General features: G+C 60.2%; 16 protein-coding genes and 2 pseudogenes. 10 read left to right on the top strand and 8 right to left on the bottom strand.

Features of this window, described 5'->3' with window-relative positions; translation table 11 throughout:
• Positions 1-158 precede the first annotated feature (158 nt).
• A complete protein-coding gene (locus RG540_RS27045) occupies positions 159-659 on the bottom strand; it encodes a sigma-70 family RNA polymerase sigma factor (protein ID WP_041365107.1) in 501 nt (166 codons plus the stop codon).
• A 309-nt stretch (positions 660-968) separates the two neighbouring features.
• Here RG540_RS27045 and RG540_RS27040 point away from each other — a divergent pair, with 309 nt between their 5' ends.
• Positions 969-1,220 (top strand): YMGG-like glycine zipper-containing protein, encoded by a 252-nt coding sequence (locus RG540_RS27040; protein WP_041365105.1) that lies wholly within the window; start codon positions 969-971, stop codon positions 1,218-1,220.
• Positions 1,221-1,320: 100 nt separating this feature from the next.
• A complete protein-coding gene (locus RG540_RS27035; protein WP_041365103.1) occupies positions 1,321-3,315 on the top strand; it encodes a protein-L-isoaspartate(D-aspartate) O-methyltransferase in 1,995 nt (664 codons plus the stop codon).
• Positions 3,316-3,461: 146 nt separating this feature from the next.
• Here the strand turns inward: RG540_RS27035 and RG540_RS27030 are convergent, their stop codons facing one another.
• The 3 genes from RG540_RS27030 to RG540_RS32925 form a co-directional block, all read right to left on the bottom strand.
• On the bottom strand, positions 3,462-5,072 hold the full coding sequence (locus RG540_RS27030; RefSeq protein WP_051909828.1) for a DHA2 family efflux MFS transporter permease subunit: 1,611 nt from the start codon (positions 5,070-5,072) through the stop codon (positions 3,462-3,464).
• A gap of 1 nt (position 5,073) precedes the next feature.
• Positions 5,074-6,228, bottom strand: a complete 1,155-nt coding sequence (locus tag RG540_RS27025; protein ID WP_244446711.1) for an HlyD family secretion protein — start codon at positions 6,226-6,228, stop codon at positions 5,074-5,076.
• 102 nt (positions 6,229-6,330) lie between these two features.
• Positions 6,331-6,480, bottom strand: coding sequence for a hypothetical protein (locus RG540_RS32925; RefSeq protein ID WP_167551697.1), 150 nt, complete (start codon positions 6,478-6,480; stop codon positions 6,331-6,333).
• Between the two features lie 268 nt (positions 6,481-6,748).
• On the opposite strand from RG540_RS32925, the gene RG540_RS27020 reads away from it, so the two are divergent.
• Complete coding sequence (locus RG540_RS27020) at positions 6,749-7,063, top strand: hypothetical protein (protein WP_041365101.1); 315 nt, start codon at positions 6,749-6,751, stop codon at positions 7,061-7,063.
• 1,089 nt (positions 7,064-8,152) lie between these two features.
• On the opposite strand, the gene RG540_RS32580 is transcribed toward RG540_RS27020, so the two are convergent.
• Positions 8,153-8,329, bottom strand: coding sequence for a hypothetical protein (locus tag RG540_RS32580; RefSeq protein WP_155414826.1), 177 nt, complete (start codon positions 8,327-8,329; stop codon positions 8,153-8,155).
• Between the two features lie 642 nt (positions 8,330-8,971).
• On the opposite strand from RG540_RS32580, the gene RG540_RS27015 reads away from it, so the two are divergent.
• Together RG540_RS27015 and RG540_RS31895 are read left to right on the top strand one after the other, a co-directional pair.
• A complete protein-coding gene (locus RG540_RS27015; protein WP_041366432.1) occupies positions 8,972-10,204 on the top strand; it encodes an endonuclease/exonuclease/phosphatase family protein in 1,233 nt (410 codons plus the stop codon).
• 680 nt (positions 10,205-10,884) lie between these two features.
• Positions 10,885-11,642: pseudogene (locus RG540_RS31895) on the top strand (OB-fold nucleic acid binding domain-containing protein); the annotation flags it as partial.
• Positions 11,643-11,831: 189 nt separating this feature from the next.
• Here the strand turns inward: RG540_RS31895 and pdxR are convergent.
• Positions 11,832-13,295 (bottom strand): MocR-like pyridoxine biosynthesis transcription factor PdxR, encoded by a 1,464-nt coding sequence (gene pdxR, locus RG540_RS27000; RefSeq protein WP_041365096.1) that lies wholly within the window; start codon positions 13,293-13,295, stop codon positions 11,832-11,834.
• A gap of 179 nt (positions 13,296-13,474) precedes the next feature.
• On the opposite strand from pdxR, the gene RG540_RS26995 reads away from it, so the two are divergent.
• Genes RG540_RS26995 through RG540_RS26980 form a run of 4 tightly spaced genes read left to right on the top strand, consistent with a single transcriptional unit; the run spans position 13,475 to position 16,233 of the window.
• A complete protein-coding gene (locus tag RG540_RS26995) occupies positions 13,475-14,107 on the top strand; it encodes a LysE family translocator (protein ID WP_041365094.1) in 633 nt (210 codons plus the stop codon).
• Positions 14,108-14,120: 13 nt separating this feature from the next.
• A complete protein-coding gene (locus tag RG540_RS26990; protein ID WP_041365089.1) occupies positions 14,121-15,023 on the top strand; it encodes a dihydrodipicolinate synthase family protein in 903 nt (300 codons plus the stop codon).
• A 51-nt stretch (positions 15,024-15,074) separates the two neighbouring features.
• Positions 15,075-15,716 carry a LysE family translocator gene (locus RG540_RS26985; RefSeq protein ID WP_080725087.1) on the top strand — a complete coding sequence of 214 codons (642 nt, stop codon included), beginning with the start codon at positions 15,075-15,077 and terminating at the stop codon, positions 15,714-15,716.
• Positions 15,717-15,741: 25 nt separating this feature from the next.
• Positions 15,742-16,233 (top strand): ester cyclase, encoded by a 492-nt coding sequence (locus tag RG540_RS26980; protein WP_051909827.1) that lies wholly within the window; start codon positions 15,742-15,744, stop codon positions 16,231-16,233.
• A gap of 353 nt (positions 16,234-16,586) precedes the next feature.
• On the opposite strand, the gene istB is transcribed toward RG540_RS26980, so the two are convergent.
• Positions 16,587-17,381 (bottom strand): IS21-like element helper ATPase IstB, encoded by a 795-nt coding sequence (istB, locus tag RG540_RS26975; protein ID WP_041365087.1) that lies wholly within the window; start codon positions 17,379-17,381, stop codon positions 16,587-16,589.
• Complete coding sequence (gene istA / locus RG540_RS26970) at positions 17,371-18,891, bottom strand: IS21 family transposase (protein WP_041365085.1); 1,521 nt, start codon at positions 18,889-18,891, stop codon at positions 17,371-17,373. The genes istB and istA overlap by 11 nt, the downstream gene beginning before the upstream one ends.
• 366 nt (positions 18,892-19,257) lie before the next feature.
• On the opposite strand from istA, the pseudogene RG540_RS26965 reads away from it, so the two are divergent.
• Positions 19,258-19,587: pseudogene (locus RG540_RS26965) on the top strand (LysR substrate-binding domain-containing protein); the annotation flags it as partial.
• Between the last annotated feature and the right edge of the window lie 191 nt (positions 19,588-19,778).

Raw genomic sequence — 19,778 nt, 5'->3', positions numbered from 1 at the left:
GGAAGGGCGGAGCTTGAGGTCCCTTTGTCCATCGGGGCTGCCTTTCGTTGGGGATCCGGCGTTTGAATAGGGGCCTAACGGCAGGGGGTAGGGATTGTTCCTGTGCTCCTTGCGGCCCCCTCGGCGTCTCCTTCCGCGGCGGGGGCGCGGATATTGGACTAGATATTTTCTCCGAGCTGGGTAGCAAGTTGGATGCGGGCACGGTTCACTCGGCTCTTGATGGTCCCGAGCGGGCAGTCGCAACGTTGTGCTGCAACCTCGTAGCTCTCCCCCTGGATCAGGACGATATCCAGAGCCTGGCGATAGTGAGCGGGCAACTGCGAAAATGCTTTCTCGAGTTCCCGGGCACGAACCGACCATTCTTGAGGCGCCTGGACCGATGGCTGTGGTGAAATGCCTTCTCCCAGACCGATCACCTCCCGCTTGGCAAGGCCGAACTTCGTGCAGAACGTGTTCCGCATGATGGTGAAGAGCCAGGATTTCAGGCTGGTCCCCGGTTGAAACTTGTCGATATTCGCCAGCCCTCTGAGAAGGGTCTCCTGCACGAGGTCATCGACGTCGGTCGACGTCCGGTGAAATCGCCGCGCGAAGGATCGGAGCGCTGGTATCAGATCCACGACCTCCGAACGAATATGCGAGCTGGAACGATCGACCGCCATGGGGCCTCCTGACAAGACAACCGACGGAACTGCCGTGATGGGCAATTGTTCCGAGGTTGCTGAGACATTCAAACGTCTCCGGTTGGCCACCAGATCCCGACCCGGATGAGCATGAGCCGCCCAACTATGCATTGGCAGCATCAGGCCCATTGAAGCCATCTTGAATTGCTTTGGAACTTCGGGCAGCCGTCTCGGTTTAGAAAATTCGGCGTGACGGTCCAGTCAAAGCCGACGCGCGGCCTGTCGCGTGCCATGACGGCCAGGGAAACAAGCCAATCTCTCGGGGGGCCAACTGGAACGGAGATCCAAATGAAGAAGTTCGTCCTCATCGGCTGTGTCGGGTTGTGCCTGACAGCTTGCACGTCAACAGAAAAGGGTGCCGGGATCGGCGCTGCCACGGGTGCCGTCGTCGGCGGCGTGGCGACGGGTAATGTTCGCGGCGCCGCGGTTGGTGCGGCCGTGGGTGGCGTGTCCGGCGCCCTGATCGGAAATGTCGCCGGGCAACCCGGCCGCTGCTACTACCGCGACAGCAACGGAAACCGCTATGTCGATCGATGCTGAGCGCCTCCCAGTCCTTGTCGGCAAGGGCTTGAACCGGTCCTGTGACAGGAGGTGACAGGTTCGACGCCGACAGGGAAGGTGGGAAAAAGCGGAGGCCAGGATGGCCGACTACCAGCGCATGCGCGATCACATGGTCGAGGTCCACATAAAGCGGCGCGGGATACGGGATGAGCATGTCCTGAACGCGATGCGCACCGTGCCGAGGGAACATTTCGTTGCCGAAGGCATGGCAGAATTCGCCTATGAGGACACCCCGCTATCGATCGAGGAGGGGCAAACCATCTCTCAGCCCTTTATCGTCGCTGCGATGATCGAGGCGGCGGAGGTGCGTCCGGGTGACCGCGTGCTCGAGGTCGGCGCCGGTTCCGGTTATGCGGCGGCGGTGATCGGTCAAATCGCCGAGCGCGTCTATGCAATCGAACGGCATGAAGCCCTGGCCGCATCCGCAAGACAGCGCGTGACTGATCTCGGCTACGACAATATTGAAGTGATCACCGGCGACGGTACACGCGGACTGCTGGAGCACGCACCCTTCGACGCTATCCTGGTGGCCGCAGGCGGTCCGGCGGTGCCGCAGGCGCTGAAGGAGCAACTCGCGGTGGGCGGGCGGCTCCTGATCCCCGTGGGAAAGGAGTTTAGCCAGATCCTCTGCAAGGTCATCCGCCGCACCGAGGCCGAATATGAAGAATCGAACCTCGGGGCGGTCATATTCGTGCCCCTGATCGGGGAACAGAGATGGTCCGAGGATGGTCGATGCGCCGCGAGCAATCACAAGCCCGGCGCATCGCGCAAGCAGAGCCTGCCGGAGATGATTGCCGAAGCGGCCGAGGACCTGCCGGATTTCGACGCCCCCGCCTTCGGCCGCCTGTTCGACCGCTTCGGCGACCGACGCGTGGTTTTGCTGGGCGAAGCGAGCCACGGGACGGCGGAATTTTATCGAGCCCGTGCGGCGGTCACGCGCCACCTGATCGCCCATCGGGGATACACGATTGTTGCAGTCGAGGCAGATTGGCCGGATGCGGCGAGAGTTGATCGATATGTCAGACACCGGACCGCGTCCGAACGTGAGGAGCCTCCGTTCCAACGTTTCCCAACCTGGATGTGGCGCAACACGGAAGTTCGGGCACTGACCGAATGGATTCGGGAGCACAATGCGGGTCTCGATGCCCTTAAGGATCGGGCCGGCTTCTACGGGCTCGACATCTACAACATGTCCGGCTCGATCGGGGCCGTGCTGGCTTATCTGGATCGGGTCGATCCGCAGGCGGCGGCTGTGGCGCGCGAGCGTTATGGCTGTCTGACGCCCTGGCAGAAGAACCCCGCGACCTACGGCCGGGCGGCGCTCAGCCGCGGTTATGCGCAATGCGAGCAAGCGGTGATCGAGCAGTGCCAGGCGCTGCTGCGCAAGCAGCTCGACTATGCCAACAACGACGGCGACGCCTTTCTCGATGCCACTCAGAACGCGCGGCTGATCGCATCCGCGGAGCGCTATTACCGCATCATGTATTATGGCGGAGCCGAAAGCTGGAACCTTCGCGACAACCATATGTTCCAAACGTTGCAGCACCTGCTTGACGCGAAGGGACCGGATGCCAAGGCGGTCGTCTGGGCGCATAACAGCCATATCGGCGACGCGCGCTTTACCGATATGGGCGCAACCCGTGATGAGCTCAACATCGGCCAGCTCTGCCGAGAGGCTTTCGCAGGCGAGGCGGCCCTCATCGGCTTTGGCACCCATACCGGCACGGTGGCCGCCGCGAACGACTGGGATGGCGACATGCAAGTCATGCGTGTCAATCCCTCTCGCCACGATAGCTACGAGCGCCTGTGCCATGAGGCGGATAAGCACCGCTTCCTCCTCGACCTGTCGCCTGGCAAGCACGAGCCTTTGAGACGCCGCCTCTCGGAGCCGCGGCTCGAGCGCTTCATCGGCGTCATCTACCGGCCCGACACAGAGCTGTGGAGCCACTACAGTCAGGCGGTCCTTCCCGAGCAATTCGATGCCTATGTCTGGTTCGACGAGACCCAAGCGGTGACGCCGCTCGGCCCCGAGCATCATCGCGGCATGCCGGAAACCTATCCATTCGGTGAATAGAGCGTTGCTTTGCGACGTCGTCCCTCGACGTAATCTTCGATTTTTCTTGAAGAATGGCAGCACCGCTAATCGTCTCCATATCGACCAGCTACTTCGCGATGAGCTTGGGCGACAGCAATGAACCCTGCATCGATCGCAGAACGGCGTCAGTGCGCCCCACCGCCGCCACCGGCCTTCAAATCTATATTGCGCAGGATGAGCGCCAGCGGGATCGCGCAGGCAGAGATGACCGCAAGCACATGGAAGACATCGATATAGGCGAGGTAACTCGCCTGCATCCGTACCTGCTCGCCGATAAGACCAACTGCCTGGTTCTGCGCATCCGCCATGGGCGAGCCGCGCTCCATGAGGAAATGCTGCAGGTTCCGCATCGTCTCGATGAAGGCCGGGTCGGAGGGAACGACGTGCTCCACAAGCCGGCTCTGGTGCCACTGTTCACGATGGGCGAGCACGTTGGATGCGATCGATACGCCGATCGAGCCGCCGGTGTTGCGCGCCGCATTGATGAGCGCCGAAGCCTGGTCCGTCTGGTCCGGCCTGAGCCCGGCATAGGACGCCGAGGTGATCGGAATGAAGATGAGCGGCAGGCCGAGCCCGAGATAGAGCCTGGACCAGACGAAGAAACCGAAATTCAGGTCGGGGTTCAAGCGCGTCACGTCATACATCGCGAAGGCAATAATGCCGGCGCCGATGGCGATCAGGTATTTTGGCTGGACTTTCGAACTCAACTGGCCGGCAACGAACATCATGACCATGGTCACGAAACCGCCGGGAGACAGCGCCAGGCCGGCCCAAGTGGCGGTGTACCCGTAGTTTTGCTGCAGCACCTGCGGCACGAATTGCGTCGTGGCAATCAGAATTGCGCCGGTCGCCAGCATGACGATAAAACAGGAGCTGAACTGCCGGGTGGCAAGCAGCCTGAGATCGACGGCAGGATTTTTCGCCGTCAGAAGCCATGGGATCGAGGCCAGCAAGGCAGAGACGCAGATCACAGAGGTGACGATGATGAAGGTCGAGTCAAACCAGTCCTCGACCTGGCCGCGGTCAAGCACCAGCTCCAGCGCCCCGAGGAAAGTCGCGACCAGGAGAAATCCGATTACGTCGAAACGAATACCCTGACGCCGCATTTCCTCGCGTTTCTTGCGCAGCGCTTCCGGCTCCTGCACCAGGAGATAGACGAGCACAAGGGCGAAGGCGCCGACAGGCCCGTTGATCAGAAAACACCAGTGCCAGGAGAAGTTGTCGGAGATGTAACCGCCAAGGGTTGGGCCGATCACCGGGGCAACGACCACTGCGATGCCGAAGACCGCAAAAGCCTGACCGCGTTTTTCCGGCGGAAAGGAATCGCTCAGGATCGATTGCGACACCGGGACCATGCCGCCGCCTGCAAAACCCTGGATCATCCGGAAGATCAGAAGAGAGGGCAGGTTCCAGGCGAGCCCGCAGAGAATCGAGGCAATGGTAAAAAGCGCAAGGCAGATGAGATAAAAGCGCTTGCGGCCGTAACGCTGGGCGACGAAACTCGAAGCGATCAGAGCGACGGCATTGGAAACGAGGTAAGTCGTGACGACCCAGGAAGCTTCGTCGGAACTGATCGCCAGGCCGCCGGAAATATAGCGTAGCGCAACATTGGCGATCGTCGTGTCCAGCACTTCCATGAAGACGGCGAGAGCAACGACCACCGCCACCAGCCATGGATTGGTGCTGCGGTCCACACGTTCTTCGCCAGCGCCGCCGGTCGTCGCTGCATTGGCCATGTCAGTTCCTTGGCCTCACGGTCACTGTCGGTACGACCGACATGCCGGGTCCGATCCCCACATCCGTCGGCCATTGGTCGACAACGATTTTCACCGGCACGCGCTGGATTACCTTCACGTAGTTGCCGGTCGCGTTTTCTGCCGGCAACAGAGAGAAGGCCGTGCCCGAACCCGGCTGGACCGAGTCCACCTTGCCGTGCAGGACGTGGTCCGGATAAGCATCGATCGTCAGATCGACCGGCTGGCCGGGTCGCATGTCGGCGAGTTGCGTTTCCTTGAAATTCGCGGTCACCCAGATTTCGTCTGGAACGAACATGGCAATCGCCTGGCCGGCTTCGACAAACTGGCCCTTCGAGCCGCTCAGTTTCACGACGCGACCGGGCTGGGCTGCGGTCAGCGTGGCATAATTAAGGTTCTGTTCGGCGCTTTCCCGTTGAGCTTCCGCCTGCTTGAGGCTAGCGGCGGCGCTATTGCGCTGGGCCTCGGCAGCCACTTTGTTCTTCATTGCCGATGTGACGCGCGCTTGCGCCTGATTATAGGCGGCCTGAGCCTGCCGCAGGTTCGCCTCAGCCTGCTGCGAGGCCTGTTGGCTGCCGGCTCCGCCCTGCACCAGCCGGCGCTCGCGGGTCGCCTCGTCCTGGGCAAATTGCAGCGCGGCCACGGTGGAGGCTTCTTGTGCGCGCGCTTCGTCTACGGCGGCGTTTGCGACCTCGATCTGGGCAGCGGCATTGGCGATCGCGGCGTTTGCGTATTCGATCTGGGCCTTGGCCTGATTGACGGCGATCTGATAGTCGCGCGGGTTTACCCTGGCGATCACCGCGCCGGCAGCGACATGCTGGTTGTCACGGACGGTAACCTCATCGATATAACCGGAAACCTTGGCTGCCAGCGAGAAGCTGCGGGCGTCCACAAAGGCATCGTCGGTCGTCTCATAGGGATGGAAATAGATCAGCCAGACGAAATACGCCGCGAACACCAGCGCGATCAGCGCAATGGCCGCTAAAATGATCCGCCAGGGATGCCGGCGGATGAGTGAGGGCTTCTTTTCGTGTTCCTTGTGATCGGATGCCTGCGCTTCTCTTTCCCGGTTCTTGTCTTCGGGATCGGTGGGGCGGTTCGTTTCGTCATCAGGAACGGCGCGCTGTGCTTGAGCCAAGGGATGCCTCCGAAGATTCCTGCGCAAGCACCCGAAACTTGGGAAACCGGCTTAGGTTCCCGACCAGAAGCGCCGTTGCCGCAACATCAGATTCGAAGATGATCATCCGCAGTCATTGCCACGCGGCTTCGTTTTTTGCTCATAGTCGGAGAATGCCTTCTTCAGGCCGCCCAGCACTTCCGCCGATGTCTCGAACATCGCCTTCAGCTGAGGTTCATCGACTTTTTCGATATCTTCCCAGAGATGGTCCATCGTCCCCGGCGGGTCAGTCGCCCTAGACGTTCACCGCTACCTGTTCTTGACTCCCTGTAACTTCGTGTCAGTTTCCCGGCATGAGCAGACGCCACCGCTTCGACCTCCGCAAAGACGGCGAACATACCTGGGAGATATTCGACACCACCAATGGCCGTACTGCGGTTTTCCGGGGCGAGCCCCTTTGCGGCCTACCGCAAGCCAGTGCCGATACCTTGGCAGACTATATGAACTCGGCGGGCATAGTTCCCGATAAGGACACACTGCATTGAGTTCGACGAACGACTTCATTGCCGAATTGATCCGAGCTGCCAATCAAATCGATAAGCTGACGGCGCTGGAAAAGAACCGGCTGCTGGATCGTGCCGCGACGGTCGTGCGGGAAATGCGAGAGCAAACCGGCATCCCGACCACCCGCACTGCCGGCGACGCCGTCGTCGAGATTCAAGTTGTGGCAGCGGCAGTTCCATTCGGTAGGAGAACCGACGAGCAGGTCAAGGCGGTATTGCTTAACGCCGCGGCGATGATACGGGACTTGCATATCGTACTGGATACGGGGACGGAAATTCAGAGCGGTAAGTAGAGACACCTAGGCGCCTAACACACTCATCCGTCGCTTACTGCCCCATCACTGCTCCTCGAGCGGGAACCGCTCCGCGTCAGAGGAGTTGGGACATGACTAGGAGGCCGGGAAAACTCCACGTCGCGTAATACCTGCGAGCGGCCGGGAACTTTTCCGGGAGAACGGACGCCGCACCACCGCGATCTACTCCCGGCTGATCACTCGACTCTTGCTCAGGTTGTGGCATTATTCCCTCTACTTGGGGGAGTGAATGGGCAAGAAGGGTGTTGCTGGCTGGATAATCGCGGGGACCTTTGTGCTCGGCTGGCTGAGCTCTGGCGATCCAAAACCTGACGCGCCAACAGAGACGCACAAGCCGCAATCGACTTCGCCATGGGCGCCGACAGCTCCGAAGAATTCAGCCCCGATTGCTCCAGCCCCCGCCTCGTCCAGGCCTGCCCCTCCTTCGCAGGCGACAGCGAAGGAGGAGCAGGCCACACCACTCCGTTTTTTCACTACCACAAATGTCCGCCTGAGAGGAAGCCCGTCGACCGCCGCGCCTGTAGTCTGGACAGCGCCTGCCGGCATCGACGTGCTCTCTCTTCGGCGAGAGAATGAATGGCACTACATTACCGTTTCGGGCTATTCGGGTTGGATTCGAGGAGACCTCCTCACTGCCACGAAACCGGTCCCCGCAGCAGCATTCAAACCAGAGCAATCTCAACTGCCAGTCGGCCCCCCAGCAAGACCACGCTCGGACCGGAGCGGAGAAGCAATCCGCAATCCCGTTGTCGGTTCGTGCGACTGTCCCTACGATGTGATGAGGAATGGTCGCTTGTGTGGTGGGCGATCGGCGTATAGCCGGCCCGGCGGGCGAAGACCCCAATGCTATTTCTAAAGTCAGCCCGTAGCGGGCGGGTTCGAATATGAGCCCTTCGGCTTCCGGACGACGGAACCCACGGGGAACATGCTGGTGATCGTAGAGCTGCCGGCAAAGCCAACTGAAGAGGAACCACCGCTGCTATGAGCGATGGATTGCGTAAATGGGCTGCTGTGACAATCATGGCCGCCGCGTTTGCGCTTGTCGGCGTCGGTGTGGTCGGACACCTCCTAATCGCCGTCGGCATCATCGGTGGGTGAATCCTGGTGGAACCGACGAACCATCTCTTCCTCCGCCTCAACGAGCGCCATCTCTAAAAAATAAACGACCATCATCAATGGCCGGTCGCGTTTCGCTATCTCAATGAGACCGCGTAGATGCTCAATGATCTTCTTCAGTTCGCCCATGTAGAACCCCGCCCAACTTCAGGATGGTAGCAAAGACTCAGCGCGATGCAACTTGCGGCTTTTGAAGGGTGTGCCGTGTTGGGTGACCCAGAAAGTAAAAGGCCTCCCCGCCCGTGAAGGCAAAGGAAGCCCGTTAGGTCCGCCATCGAATGTGCGGATGAAATATACTCACAAGATCGAGCGGTTATCAAGTTGGCCCGCCGACTAGCCTGGCGGCCGGGCGATCCGCCGGCGATCGCTTCGTCGATATTTCCGCGAGGCTTCCCACCAAAGGCGGGCTTCCTTCAAAAGAGGCGGCAAAACCGGGATTGCCACAGCCACCAACATTACCCAATCCGTCTTTGTCATCGTTCATTTGTCCAACGAGCACCAACTTCATTCAGAATAAACGGGCGTCGATGGACGGGGATATCGAAGGGTGATTGAATGCGGGCCGATTTCCTTATCTCTCTGATGCTCCTTCGTTTTGCGAACTCAGCATTGCCGAACGAACGAATGAACGTCCCCTCCCGAAGATCGAGAGGTCTAGAGAACGGCTCGAGCTTCGGGTTTCCAAAAGCTCGACTGGCTTTGAGAACAACTTGCATAAGTTTGAAGAGTGTATTTTAGTCCATGGATCAACCAACGGGCGAGGGGAATGTCATGCTCAGGATACTGGTTGCAGTCGTCACGATTTTTCTCATTTCATCCGAGACGTCCGCCCGGCAGGTTACGATCGCAACTTGGAACCTGGGCTGGCACATGGACATCGCGACCGCCCAGCGATGGATTGAAGCCTGCGGAAAGACTTACGTCGAGGACGCGGGGATTGGTCGCTGGGTCCCCTCGACGGATTCAAACGCCACCCAAGGTTGGGATGTCCCGAACACATTCGACATCGAGAATTGGGACACGGCGGTATTGCCGGTCTGCGACGCGTACGCCTACCGAGGCGTGGTCCGCGTGAATGTGGACGCCTATCGGAAACGGCAGGAGCAGATCGCCAACTTCATCTCGCGCTCCGTACCCGCCGACATCATCGCATTTCAGGAAGTCAGCGGCGAACAGGCTGTGAAGGAAGTCCTGCCCGGAGCCGGTGCTGACTATGACCTTTGCGGCTTCTCAGGATACAAGGTTCAGCGTCTGGTCATCGCGTGGAAGAAGTCGCTCGGCACCAAAGTATCGTGTGAAGTGGAGGACTCCTTGAGCCTCCCCGCAAACCCTGACAGCAAGCGTCCTCGACCGGGGCTGTCTCTGACGTTGAGCCTCGGCGGCGCCATAGTGCGCATCCTCGATGTGCATCTGAAGTCGAGCTGCGTCTCACCGTTCGACGGCGGCAAGCTGGAAGGCAACGGCAACAACTGCATGATACTGCAACAGCAGATCGACCCCATCGAGAGCTGGGTCGAGCGAGAGACGTCCGACGGAGCCAAGGTCGTTATGCTCGGCGACTTCAATCGGAATCTCTGGCATGAGCTTCGTGATCAGTCGCCGGTTAGAACAGACGGCAGCGCAGCGAGCGGAATTCGGCCCTCTGGCGTGCTGTCGCGTTCCCTTATCGAGGAGGTGTTCGATGGCCAGCCGTTCACCACCGATCTCCGGCTCGTGAATGAACATTGCCAGACCAACGAGGTGGGGGCCGTTCTCTGCACCCTTTCTGAAATCCGCGACCTCGATACAGCCGAGAGCGACTTGCTTGCCTCTCAAAACTATCTGGGATGCAGGAACCCGGTTGGCCTCGATCATATTCTGATCGGGCCTGGCATCGAGGCGACCGCACCGGCCGAACACACGTCTATACGTCGACTGGGGATGACGAGGCAGAAAGACGACGGCACTGACCAGGTACTGGCGATCTCCGATCATTGTCCGCTGGTAGTCCGTCTCAATCTCTGACCTGCAAGACCGGTCGAAAAGGCTAAGAGGCGTCGCTCCATTGGTCCTTCCTCGGGAAAAGAGGCGCGGTCGCCAATGGTCGGGCTTCTTCAAAACAAAAAAGGCTCGCGGTGAACGAGCCCATCGGAGTTGGGCATCTCGGCTAGGGGTAGAACCGTTATTGATGCTCTAGCAATCCAAAGCGACAACTGAGGAGAAGGTTCCTTGTCGTTCAGGCGTCACCGTCTGCTCCGGCGCTGCCGGAGTTCGCGGGGGAGATATGCAAAGGTGTCGCCGCCCAATGCTATCCCGCGCCGTCTCCGATGCCATTTCCGGCGAGAGCGGCGTAGCTATCCGGTGTGAAATCCACAGAGTGGCAGCGACGATAACAAATAATTTGAATGATGACGCCGACTTACGAGTCTTGCCTACCATTTTGATTTCGCTCCGTGAATCTGCGTCAATGCTAATTCTTAGGACTAGATTCCTGTTTCCGAGACGCCTTGACGCCGCTGACCATAAGGAACAGAAAAAGAACATTCGAGTTTCCAGCGACATGATGTCGTGCCTTTCCACCCGCGATTTCCAAAGGATTCGTGTCGATGCCGGCTGTCCGCGAGCAAGTGCTTGCCGAGCTTCGTGACCGCATCTCCGCTCTGGAGCGCGGTGCCGCGAAGCAGAGAGCCTACCTACCGTTCGGATTCCTCGCGTCGTTTGGCCACCAGCGCCGCGATGCGCTATGGGCGATCAAAGCGCTGCGCGACGAGCCGTTACCGCTCTTTGCAGCCGCCGCCGAACGGGGGGGCGTGGTCATTCCGGAGCAACAGGATCCGGAGGTGGTGCTGCGGCAGATGACGGAAGGCCACAACGTGGTGGAGGACTACGGACACGTCGGTCTGACGCTCCGGGAGCATCCCATCGCCTTCCTCCGTCGCGACCTGCGGAAGCGGAACATCGTCACCTGCACCGACGCCATGAGCGCTCGCGACGGCCAGTGGTTGATGACCGCAGGTCTCGTCCTCGTCCGCCAGAAGCCTGGCAGCGCGAAGGGCGTCATGTTCATCACGATCGAAGACGAGACCGGTCCTGCGAACATCGTGGTCTGGCCGAGCTTGTTTGAGAGGCGCCGCCGCGTCGTGCTGGGTCCTCCATGATGGCGATGAACGGCCGCATTCAGAGGGAGGGCGACGTCGTCCACCTCGTGGCACAGCAGCTTTTCGATCTGTCGGGAGACCTTTCAGGGCTGACCGACCGAGAGATGGACTTCAAGCTGCCGACCGGCTGCGGGGACGAGTTCGCCCACGGATCGCCGGGAAGTCCGGACCCACGCGAGAGGCCGAAGCCGGTGCCGCAGGCGAGGGACATCTTCGTGCGGTTATGCCGAACTCGGCATAACGGGATTTATCCCGAGCCGGATACTATGCCGAGTCCGTTCCCCAAAGCCCGCGATTTCCGGTAAATCCGAACGGTAAGCTCGGCATAATATCCAGCCTCCGCTGTTACAAACCAAGTGGAGACATCAATGACTACAACGCGATTGGAGAACGCGGCGCTCTGGCGGCGGGTTGCCGCGGCATCGAAGCGTTGTGGGCTGGTCTCTTGATACTCTGGTACCGTACGAACGACGGCCAGACATCATAGCGCCGCGTCAAAGTACACCATCGTAAGCATTGCGCAGGAGCTTTACGCCCCTATCGATTTGTTGCTCGGTGAGACCTGCATAACCCATCACAAGGCCGAGGCATTTCAAATCCAGCCCCTGGCCAAAGTAGTGAGGGGTGATGGAGTAGATGCCAACTCCAAGATGGTAAGACCTCTCGATGAATGACGTCGCCATCGAAGGGGACAGGTCGAGGAACCAGGCGACGACGTGCAGCCCGGCTTCCGCGCCTTCGATCCCGACCGCATCTTGGAATTCGACTTGCAGCGCGTCGAGGAGCGCTGCGCGTCTGCGGGCGTTGTGACGACGGGCCTTACGCACGTGACTTTCGTAGACGCCAGACTCCAGCAGGGTCGCCAACGCTTCCTGTGCCAGGATGGGGGCATGCCGGTCCGTCAGGCGCTTTGCGTGCGCGAACACTTCCTGCAGTTCCCGCGGCACGACGACGTAGCCAATCCGGAGCGTCGGTGACAGCGTCTTTGAGACCGTACCGACATAGATGACGTTCGACGCACCTCCGAGCGCGCGTAGCGGTGGCACGGGATTCATGTCGAACCGATACTCGCTGTCGTAGTCGTCTTCGACAATGTAGGCGCTCTTCTCCTCCGCCCACCTCAGCAACTGCTGGCGTCGTCCGATGGACATCACGCTTCCCATGGGAAACTGATGTGAGGGCGTCACGTAGGCCAGCCGCGCGTCTACATCCGCCAGCAAGTCCGCCCTGATGCCTTCGACATCCACGTCCACCGGGGCCGCCATGGCTCCCGTCATCTCGAAGATGCTTCGCGCCATCGGATAGCACGGGTCCTCGATGACAAATCTGTCGCCCGCGTCGAGCAAGAGACGCGCGCACAGGTCCAGACCCTGCTGGGAGCCATTGACGATGACGATCTCATCAACCTCGCATCTGATGCTCCGTGCTCGCCAGAGATAGCCCTGCAGGGCGGCGCGCAAGCGAATAGAGCCGCGGGGATCGTCGTAGAATAGCTTGGGCGGCCGGCGGAGCGCCGCGTCGTTCATGGCGTTCCGCCAAGCGAGGGTCGGGAAGTCAGAGGCCGACATGTCGCCGTAGCGGAAGTCCGCGACCAATCTCTCGGATGGGACACGCATCGGGATCGCCCGAGACCGAAGCCTTTCTCCGAAAGCGGAGAGGCTATGCGGCTCTCCGGCTTCGTGAAGGGCTTCTCCGGTCTTGCCGTCTGCGATCTTGATGGCGACCCGCGGTCGAGCTCCATGTCGAATGACCACGAACCCCTCGGCGGCTAGTTGTTCGTATGAGGACGTCACGGTTGTGCGCGAAACGCCAAGTTCAACTGCCAGGGCGCGGGCCGATGGAAGGACGCCGTCATGGCCGTACACGCCCGCCACGATCTGCTGTCGCAGGCTGTCGTAGATTCCGCGCGCCCCCAGCCCCGGTGACGAATTCTGCTGACGGGTGGACAACTGGACCATCACTACTCCCTACGTAGAGAGGTTTTCGTTGATCCAGATAAACCGAGAAGACTCGTCCGCCAAGGATTTAATGGAAACTGGACCAGACTTTTTGAGGTAAAAGTGGCTCTATGTCAGGGCCAGTTGAGAAGGTATTGAGGGTGCCAGTTTGCACGACGCCGTCCCGAAGAAGTAAAACAATGCTGGCCGACATCCACCAACTCGCGATCGTCTTCACCGCCTATATCATTGCCGCCGGGAGTCCCGGCCCGAGCAATATGCGGATCATGGGCGTTGCCATGAACGACGGCCGCAAGGCCGCGCTGGCAATCGCGTCGGGCGTGGTAAGCGGCTCGATCTTCTGGGGCCTGATGGCGGCGACAGGTGTATCGGCGGTTCTCAGTCGATACGCGGAAGCTCTCGTCGTCCTGCAGGTCCTTGGAGGACTGTATCTTCTCTATCTCTCCTTCAGAGCGGGCAAAGCCGCACTGTCTTCGGACAAGGACCAGCTTCGGCCGTCCGACGAACGCAAGGCGACAGCAGCCACGCTCTACAAGCGAGGACTGCTAATGCACCTGACCAATCCGAAGTCGATCCTGGCATGGATCGCGTTGATGACGCTCGGGCTCGGTCCTGGGTCGTCGCCTCACACGGTCGTCGTGATCCTCCTGGGCTGTGCGATCCTGAGTGTGACGATTTTCTGCGGCTACGCCATCGTCTTTTCGACAGCTCCCATGATCCGCCTGTATAGGCGGGCGCGCCGCTGGATCGAAGGTACGCTGGCCGTATTCTTCGGGTTCGCTGGACTGAAGCTTCTCCTGACCCACATCTGAAGGTCTTCCTGTCATGTCTATCTTTCAAGGCCTCTCGGCATTCCCGATCACGCCTGCCGACGCTTCCGGCAGGATCGACACCACGGTCCTCGCGCGTCTCCTCATGCGCATCGCGGAGGCCGGGGCGGACTCCATCGGTCTGCTCGGCAGCACCGGAGCCTACGCTTTCCTCACGCGAGAAGAGCGTCGGCGCGCGGTCGAAACGGCGATGGACACCGTCGGCGGCAAAATCCCTGTCATCGTCGGCGTCGGTGCGATCCGGACTAACGATGCGGTGGCCCTCGCTCGAGACGCGAAGGCTGCGGGTGCCGACGGTCTGCTCCTCGCTCCGATTTCCTATACGCCCCTATTCGACGACGAGGTGTTCGAACATTTCGCCGCCGTCGCCAATGCGGGCCAAATGCCGCTGTGCATCTACAATAACCCCAGTACCACCAAGTTCACCTTTCGCCCGGCCCTCATTTCCCGCCTGTCGAAGATCGCGAACATCGAGGCCGTAAAGATGCCACTGCCCTCGGGTGGAGACTTCGGTTCCGAACTCGCCTCTCTCCGGTCTATCACCGGGCCGGCATTCAGGATCGGCTACAGCGGTGACTGGGGCGGCGCACCGTCGTTGCTGGCCGGGGGCGATACCTGGTATTCCGTCGTCGCAGGCCTTTTGCCTTCGCAGGCCTTGGCTCTGACCAGGGCGGCGCAAGCTGGCGACACCATGGCCGTCGAGCGAATGGACGCGGCCTTCGGACCGCTATGGGCGCTGTTCAAGGAGTTCGGCAGCTTCAGGGTCATGTACGTAATCGCCAAGGTTCTGAACCTCTGCGACGTTGATCCACCACGTCCCGTTCTTCCATTGAGTGATGAGGTGCGACAGCGCGTCGCCGCCGCTCTCGACCGCCTCAACGATGGCTTTTCCAATTAATTCCACCCCTCCCATTCAACTGGGCCAGACAGGTTTCACTAGGAAGAATCGATGCTGATTTCCAACGCCTTCACCGTTTACCTTTTCACGGCATTCCTTTTGGCGATCACTCCAGGTCCGGGAATTTTCTACGTCGCTGCCCGAACCCTTTCCGGCGGCCGCTCGGAGGGAATAGCTTCGAGTCTTGGAAACGGTCTTGGTGGACTGTTTCACGTCGCGGCCGGTAGTTTGGGCGTTTCGGCGATCGTGCTGGCGAGCGCCGAGCTGTTCACTGCGCTCAAGGTAGTCGGCGCGCTCTACTTGGTCTGGATGGGCTATCGGACCATTCGCCATGCGAGGCTCGACTATCGCTCCCTGGGTAACGCCGAGTCGCCCGTCGGCGGGAAGAGGGCCTTTCGGGATGGCGTTCTGGTGGAAGTGATGAACCCAAAGACGGCTGCGTTTTTCCTGGCTTTCATTCCGCAGTTTGTCGACACGACTTCGGATCATGTCGCACTGCAGTTCGTGATCCTCGGAGCAATTTCCGTATCCCTCAACACGCTCGCGGACATCGTCGTTGCGTTCGGAGCCGGGAGACTCCGCGACGGCGCGGCTTCGCGCCCGAATGTCATCCGCCGTCTTCGGGAGGGATCGGGTGGCGCGATGATATTGCTTGGGTGCGGACTGCTGCTGGCCAAACGTCCTGTTTCCTGACCTCGCGAAGCAGAAGGAGATAGGCATGACCACCCCCGATCCGACCTGGGAACCTGCAATGGCGTTCGATGGGGTGACGCTCAGTCCGCGGAAGGAAGTGGTCCGCAAGTTCTACAAGGACATGTGGGACCATGCGGACCTAAGCCTGATCCCGGACATTTTCCACGAGGGCTTCACGTTCCGCGGTTCTCTCGGCCCCACCATGGTCGGCCACAGGCAGTTCGCAGACTATGTCCGGTGGGTCACCGATACCTTCGGAACCTACACGTCGGACATTCTGGCAATGGTGGAAGACGGGGAGTCCGCGTCGGCTAAACTGCGCTTCCATGGCATCCATAGGAAGGAACTGTTCGGCATCTCCGCTACAGGTCGGCATGTCTGGTGGTACGGCGCGCCGTTCTTCACGTTCGACGGCGACAAAGTGAAGGACCTCTGGGTTCTCGGTGACATCCACGGCCTGATCGACCGCTTGAAGGATGGCGCGTCGAACGTCGCTGAGTTCAAAACATCGGTGTAGTCAGCTCTCGGCACATTCGGGTGAAGAGCATCGATATTATGCCGGGCTTACCATCCGGATTTACCGGAAATCGCGGGCTTTGGGGAACGGACTCGGCATAGTCTCGGGCTCGGGATAAGTGCGGGACCTGCATATCGATACGCTTAAGGTGAAGAGCCGGAACTTTCACTAGACCGCCTCGCGCCGACGGCAGAGATGCCCGGCATCGCAAAACCAAAAGTCAGGAAAACAGGTGTCGCTTCAATCGGGAACGTCGCGAAAGGCTATAGGCTGGCTGTGTCTGTTGGTTTCCACGCGGAACTGAGCCGGTTTTTCCACCGAGAAGTGAGCCACCTCTAAGTATGGTTTTCTGATCAGGCTTTGGTCAATGGGTTGGCCTTTTCTCCTCTCTTTTGTGCCGCGGCGGCCGAGCTGGCTTTGAAGCGGAAGCTGTCGTTCCCGGTTTCCAGGATATGGCAACGGTGGGTCAGACGGTCGAGCAGAGCGGTCGTCATCTTGGCATCGCCAAAGACGGTCGCCCATTCGCTGAAGCTGAGGTTGGTGGTGATGATGACGCTGGTGCGCTCGTAGAGCTTGCTCAGCAGATGGAAGAGCAGCGCTCCGCCTGAAGCACTGAACGGAAGGTATCCGAGTTCGTCGAGGATCAGCAGATCGAGGCGAACCAGCGTCTCGGCGATCTGGCCTGCCTTGCCTTTGGCCTTCTCCTGCTCGAGAGCGTTGACCAGTTCGATGGTCGAGAAGAAGCGGACCTTTCGGCGGTGATGCTCGATCGCCTGGACGCCGAGGGCGGTCGCGATATGTGTTTTTCCTGTGCCCGGCCCGCCGACGAGCACGATATTCTGCGCTCCATCCATGAACTCGCATCGGTGCAGTTGGCGCACTGTCGCCTCGTTGATCTCGCTCGCGGCAAAGTCGAACCCTGAGGAGTCCTTGTAGGCCGGGAAACGGGCGGCCTTCATGTGATAGGCGATCGAACGAACCTCTCGCTCGGCCATTTCGGCTTTCAGCAACTGGGACAGGATCGGCACGGCCGCCTCGAAAGCCGGAGCTCCTTGCTCGATCAGGTCCGTTACAGCCTGGGCCATGCCATACATCTTCAGGCTCCGGAGCATGATGACGACGGCGGCGCTGGCGGGATCATGACGCATGGCGACCTCCCACGATCTGGACACGCAAGCCATCGTAGCGCTCGACGTTGGCCTTGGGTTCGCGCAGCAAGGTCAGCGCCTGTGGCGTATCGATGTCAGGACCGTCGATCGTCTTGCCGTCGATCAACCGGTGCAGCAGGTTCAGCACATGCGTTTTGGTCGCCACGCCCGCATCCAGGGCCAGTTCCACAGCGCGGAGGATGGCCTGTTCGTCGTGATGAAGAACGAGAGCAAGGATATCGGCCATCTCACGATCACCACCAGGGCGGCGAAGCATCTGGTCCTGCAATTGCCGAAAGGCCAATGGCAATTCCAGGAAGGGCGCCCCATTGCGCAGGGCACCGGGCTTGCGTTGGATGACCGCAAGGTAATGCCGCCAGTCGTAAATCGTTCGCGGTGGTTTGTCGTGACTGCGCTCGATCACCCGCGGATGTTCGCAGAGGATATTTCCTTCGGCCGCAACGACCAGCCGCTCGGGATAGATCCGCAGGCTGACGGGCCGGTTCGCAAAAGACGCAGGCACGCTGTAACGATTACGCTCGAAGGTGATCAGGCATGTCGGTGAGACCCGCTTGCTCTGCTCGACGAAGCCGTCAAACGCGGTAGGCAATGCCATCAACGCCGCCCGCTCATCAGCCCAAGCATCTGCAATCGTGCCGGGCAAAGTGCCATGCGGTGTCTCGTGCCACAGGTTTTGGCAATGCTGCTCCAGCCAGGCGTTCAACGCCGGTAGATCTGGAAAGTCCGGCATCTGTTGCCACAGCCGCGGTCGGGCATCCTGAACGTTCTTCTCGACCTGTCCCTTCTCCCAGCCTGCGGCGGGATTGCAGAACTCGGGCGCAAAGACGTAGTGGTTCGTCATCGCCTGGAAGCGGACGTTGACCTGCCGTTCCTTGCCGCGGCCAACACGATCGACCGCGGTCTTCATGTTATCATAGATGCCGCGACCAGGTACGCCGCCGAACACGCGGAACCCGTGCCAGTGAGCGTCAAACAGCATCTCGTGCGTCTGCAGCAGGTAAGCTCTGACCAGAAAGGCGCGACTGTGTGATAGCTTGATATGGGCGACCTGAAGCTTCGTGCGCTCGCCGCCGATTACGGCATAGTCCTCACTCCAATCGAACTGGAATGCTTCACCTGGGCGGAAAGACAGCGGAACGAATATGCCGCGGCCCGCTGTCTGCTGCTCAGTCCGCCAGTTACGGGCGAACGCGGCGACCCGGCCATAGGAGCCGGTAAAGCCGAGAACCACCAGATCGGCATGAAGCTGCTTCAGCGTTCGGCGCTGCTTGCGCGACCTTCCGGCCTCGGTCTTCAACCAGCCAGCCAGTTTGTCGGCAAAAGGATCAAGCTTGCTCGGTCGTTCCGGTACCGTGAACGTCGGCTCGATCGTACCGGCACTCAAATACTTTGCGATCGTGTTGCGTGACAGCCCAGTGCGCCGGCTGATCTCGCGGATCGACTGCTTCTCGCGCAGCGCCATCCGACGGATGATGTTTAAAAGTCCCATGTGGATCACTCCGTTGCCCCCGTCGCTCTCCGCGTTGGGGGAAGGTTCACATGGCTCAATTCTCAATGGAAATTATGCGCCTAACCGGCTCAGTTCTGCGTGGAAACCAACAGAGCTGGCCATATACCTAGAAGATCAACGCTGAAGTCGCTCATCGTTGCGCGGCGGGTGGCACGAGGTGTCAGGCTCATCATGAGTTGGCACCGCCTACGGCCCTTCTTGGCGTGGCGCCTGCGGAAACAATTCTTTTTCCGACCCCAATACCGAAGATGCGGGTCGAAGCGGAGCTAATTTCTGTTCGATGGAAATTGAAAAGAACGTGACCAACCCAATGCCTTGGAAGGAGCATCGATTTCCCTCATGATATTAATCGTTCTCCCGCCCGGCAGGATGCGGGTCGGCCTGTTCCAGGCGCTGCAGCAGAAGGGCCTTAAGCGTGACGTCGCCGTATCGGTGACGCATTTTCTTGCCGTTCCGGAAATGGTCGCCGTCAGCGACTACTGCGCGACGCTGCCGCGCTTGATCTGCCAGCGTCTCGCGCGGGACGAAAGGCTGAAGGTTCTACCAGCCCCCGTCGATCTGGGCATGTTCCCGGTGCACCTGGCCTGGCATGTCCGCTACCGCAGCGATCCGGCGCACCGTTGGCTTCGGTCTCTGATCGGTGACGTTGCAGAGGAGCATGGCCTTCCTTCTTAGAAGTCATTCCATCCCGCACATATGGTGATCGGACCACTGCCAGGCAACGCATAGCTGCCATTCGCCGAGCACGGGCTCCGGTAGCTTGCATTGGTCGTATGCCGTGCTCATCTATCGGTCACACCCCGTATCGATGACCGCCGCAGCGACAATTCGTGCCAAGCATCCTCTTTCGACCCCACCCGTCGTAG

This window comes from Neorhizobium galegae bv. orientalis str. HAMBI 540, assembly GCF_000731315.1.
GTDB classification, from domain to species: Bacteria; Pseudomonadota; Alphaproteobacteria; order Rhizobiales; family Rhizobiaceae; genus Neorhizobium; species Neorhizobium galegae.
Note: the sequence above shows the minus strand (reverse complement) of the source record. Positions and strands in the feature narration are given on the sequence as shown.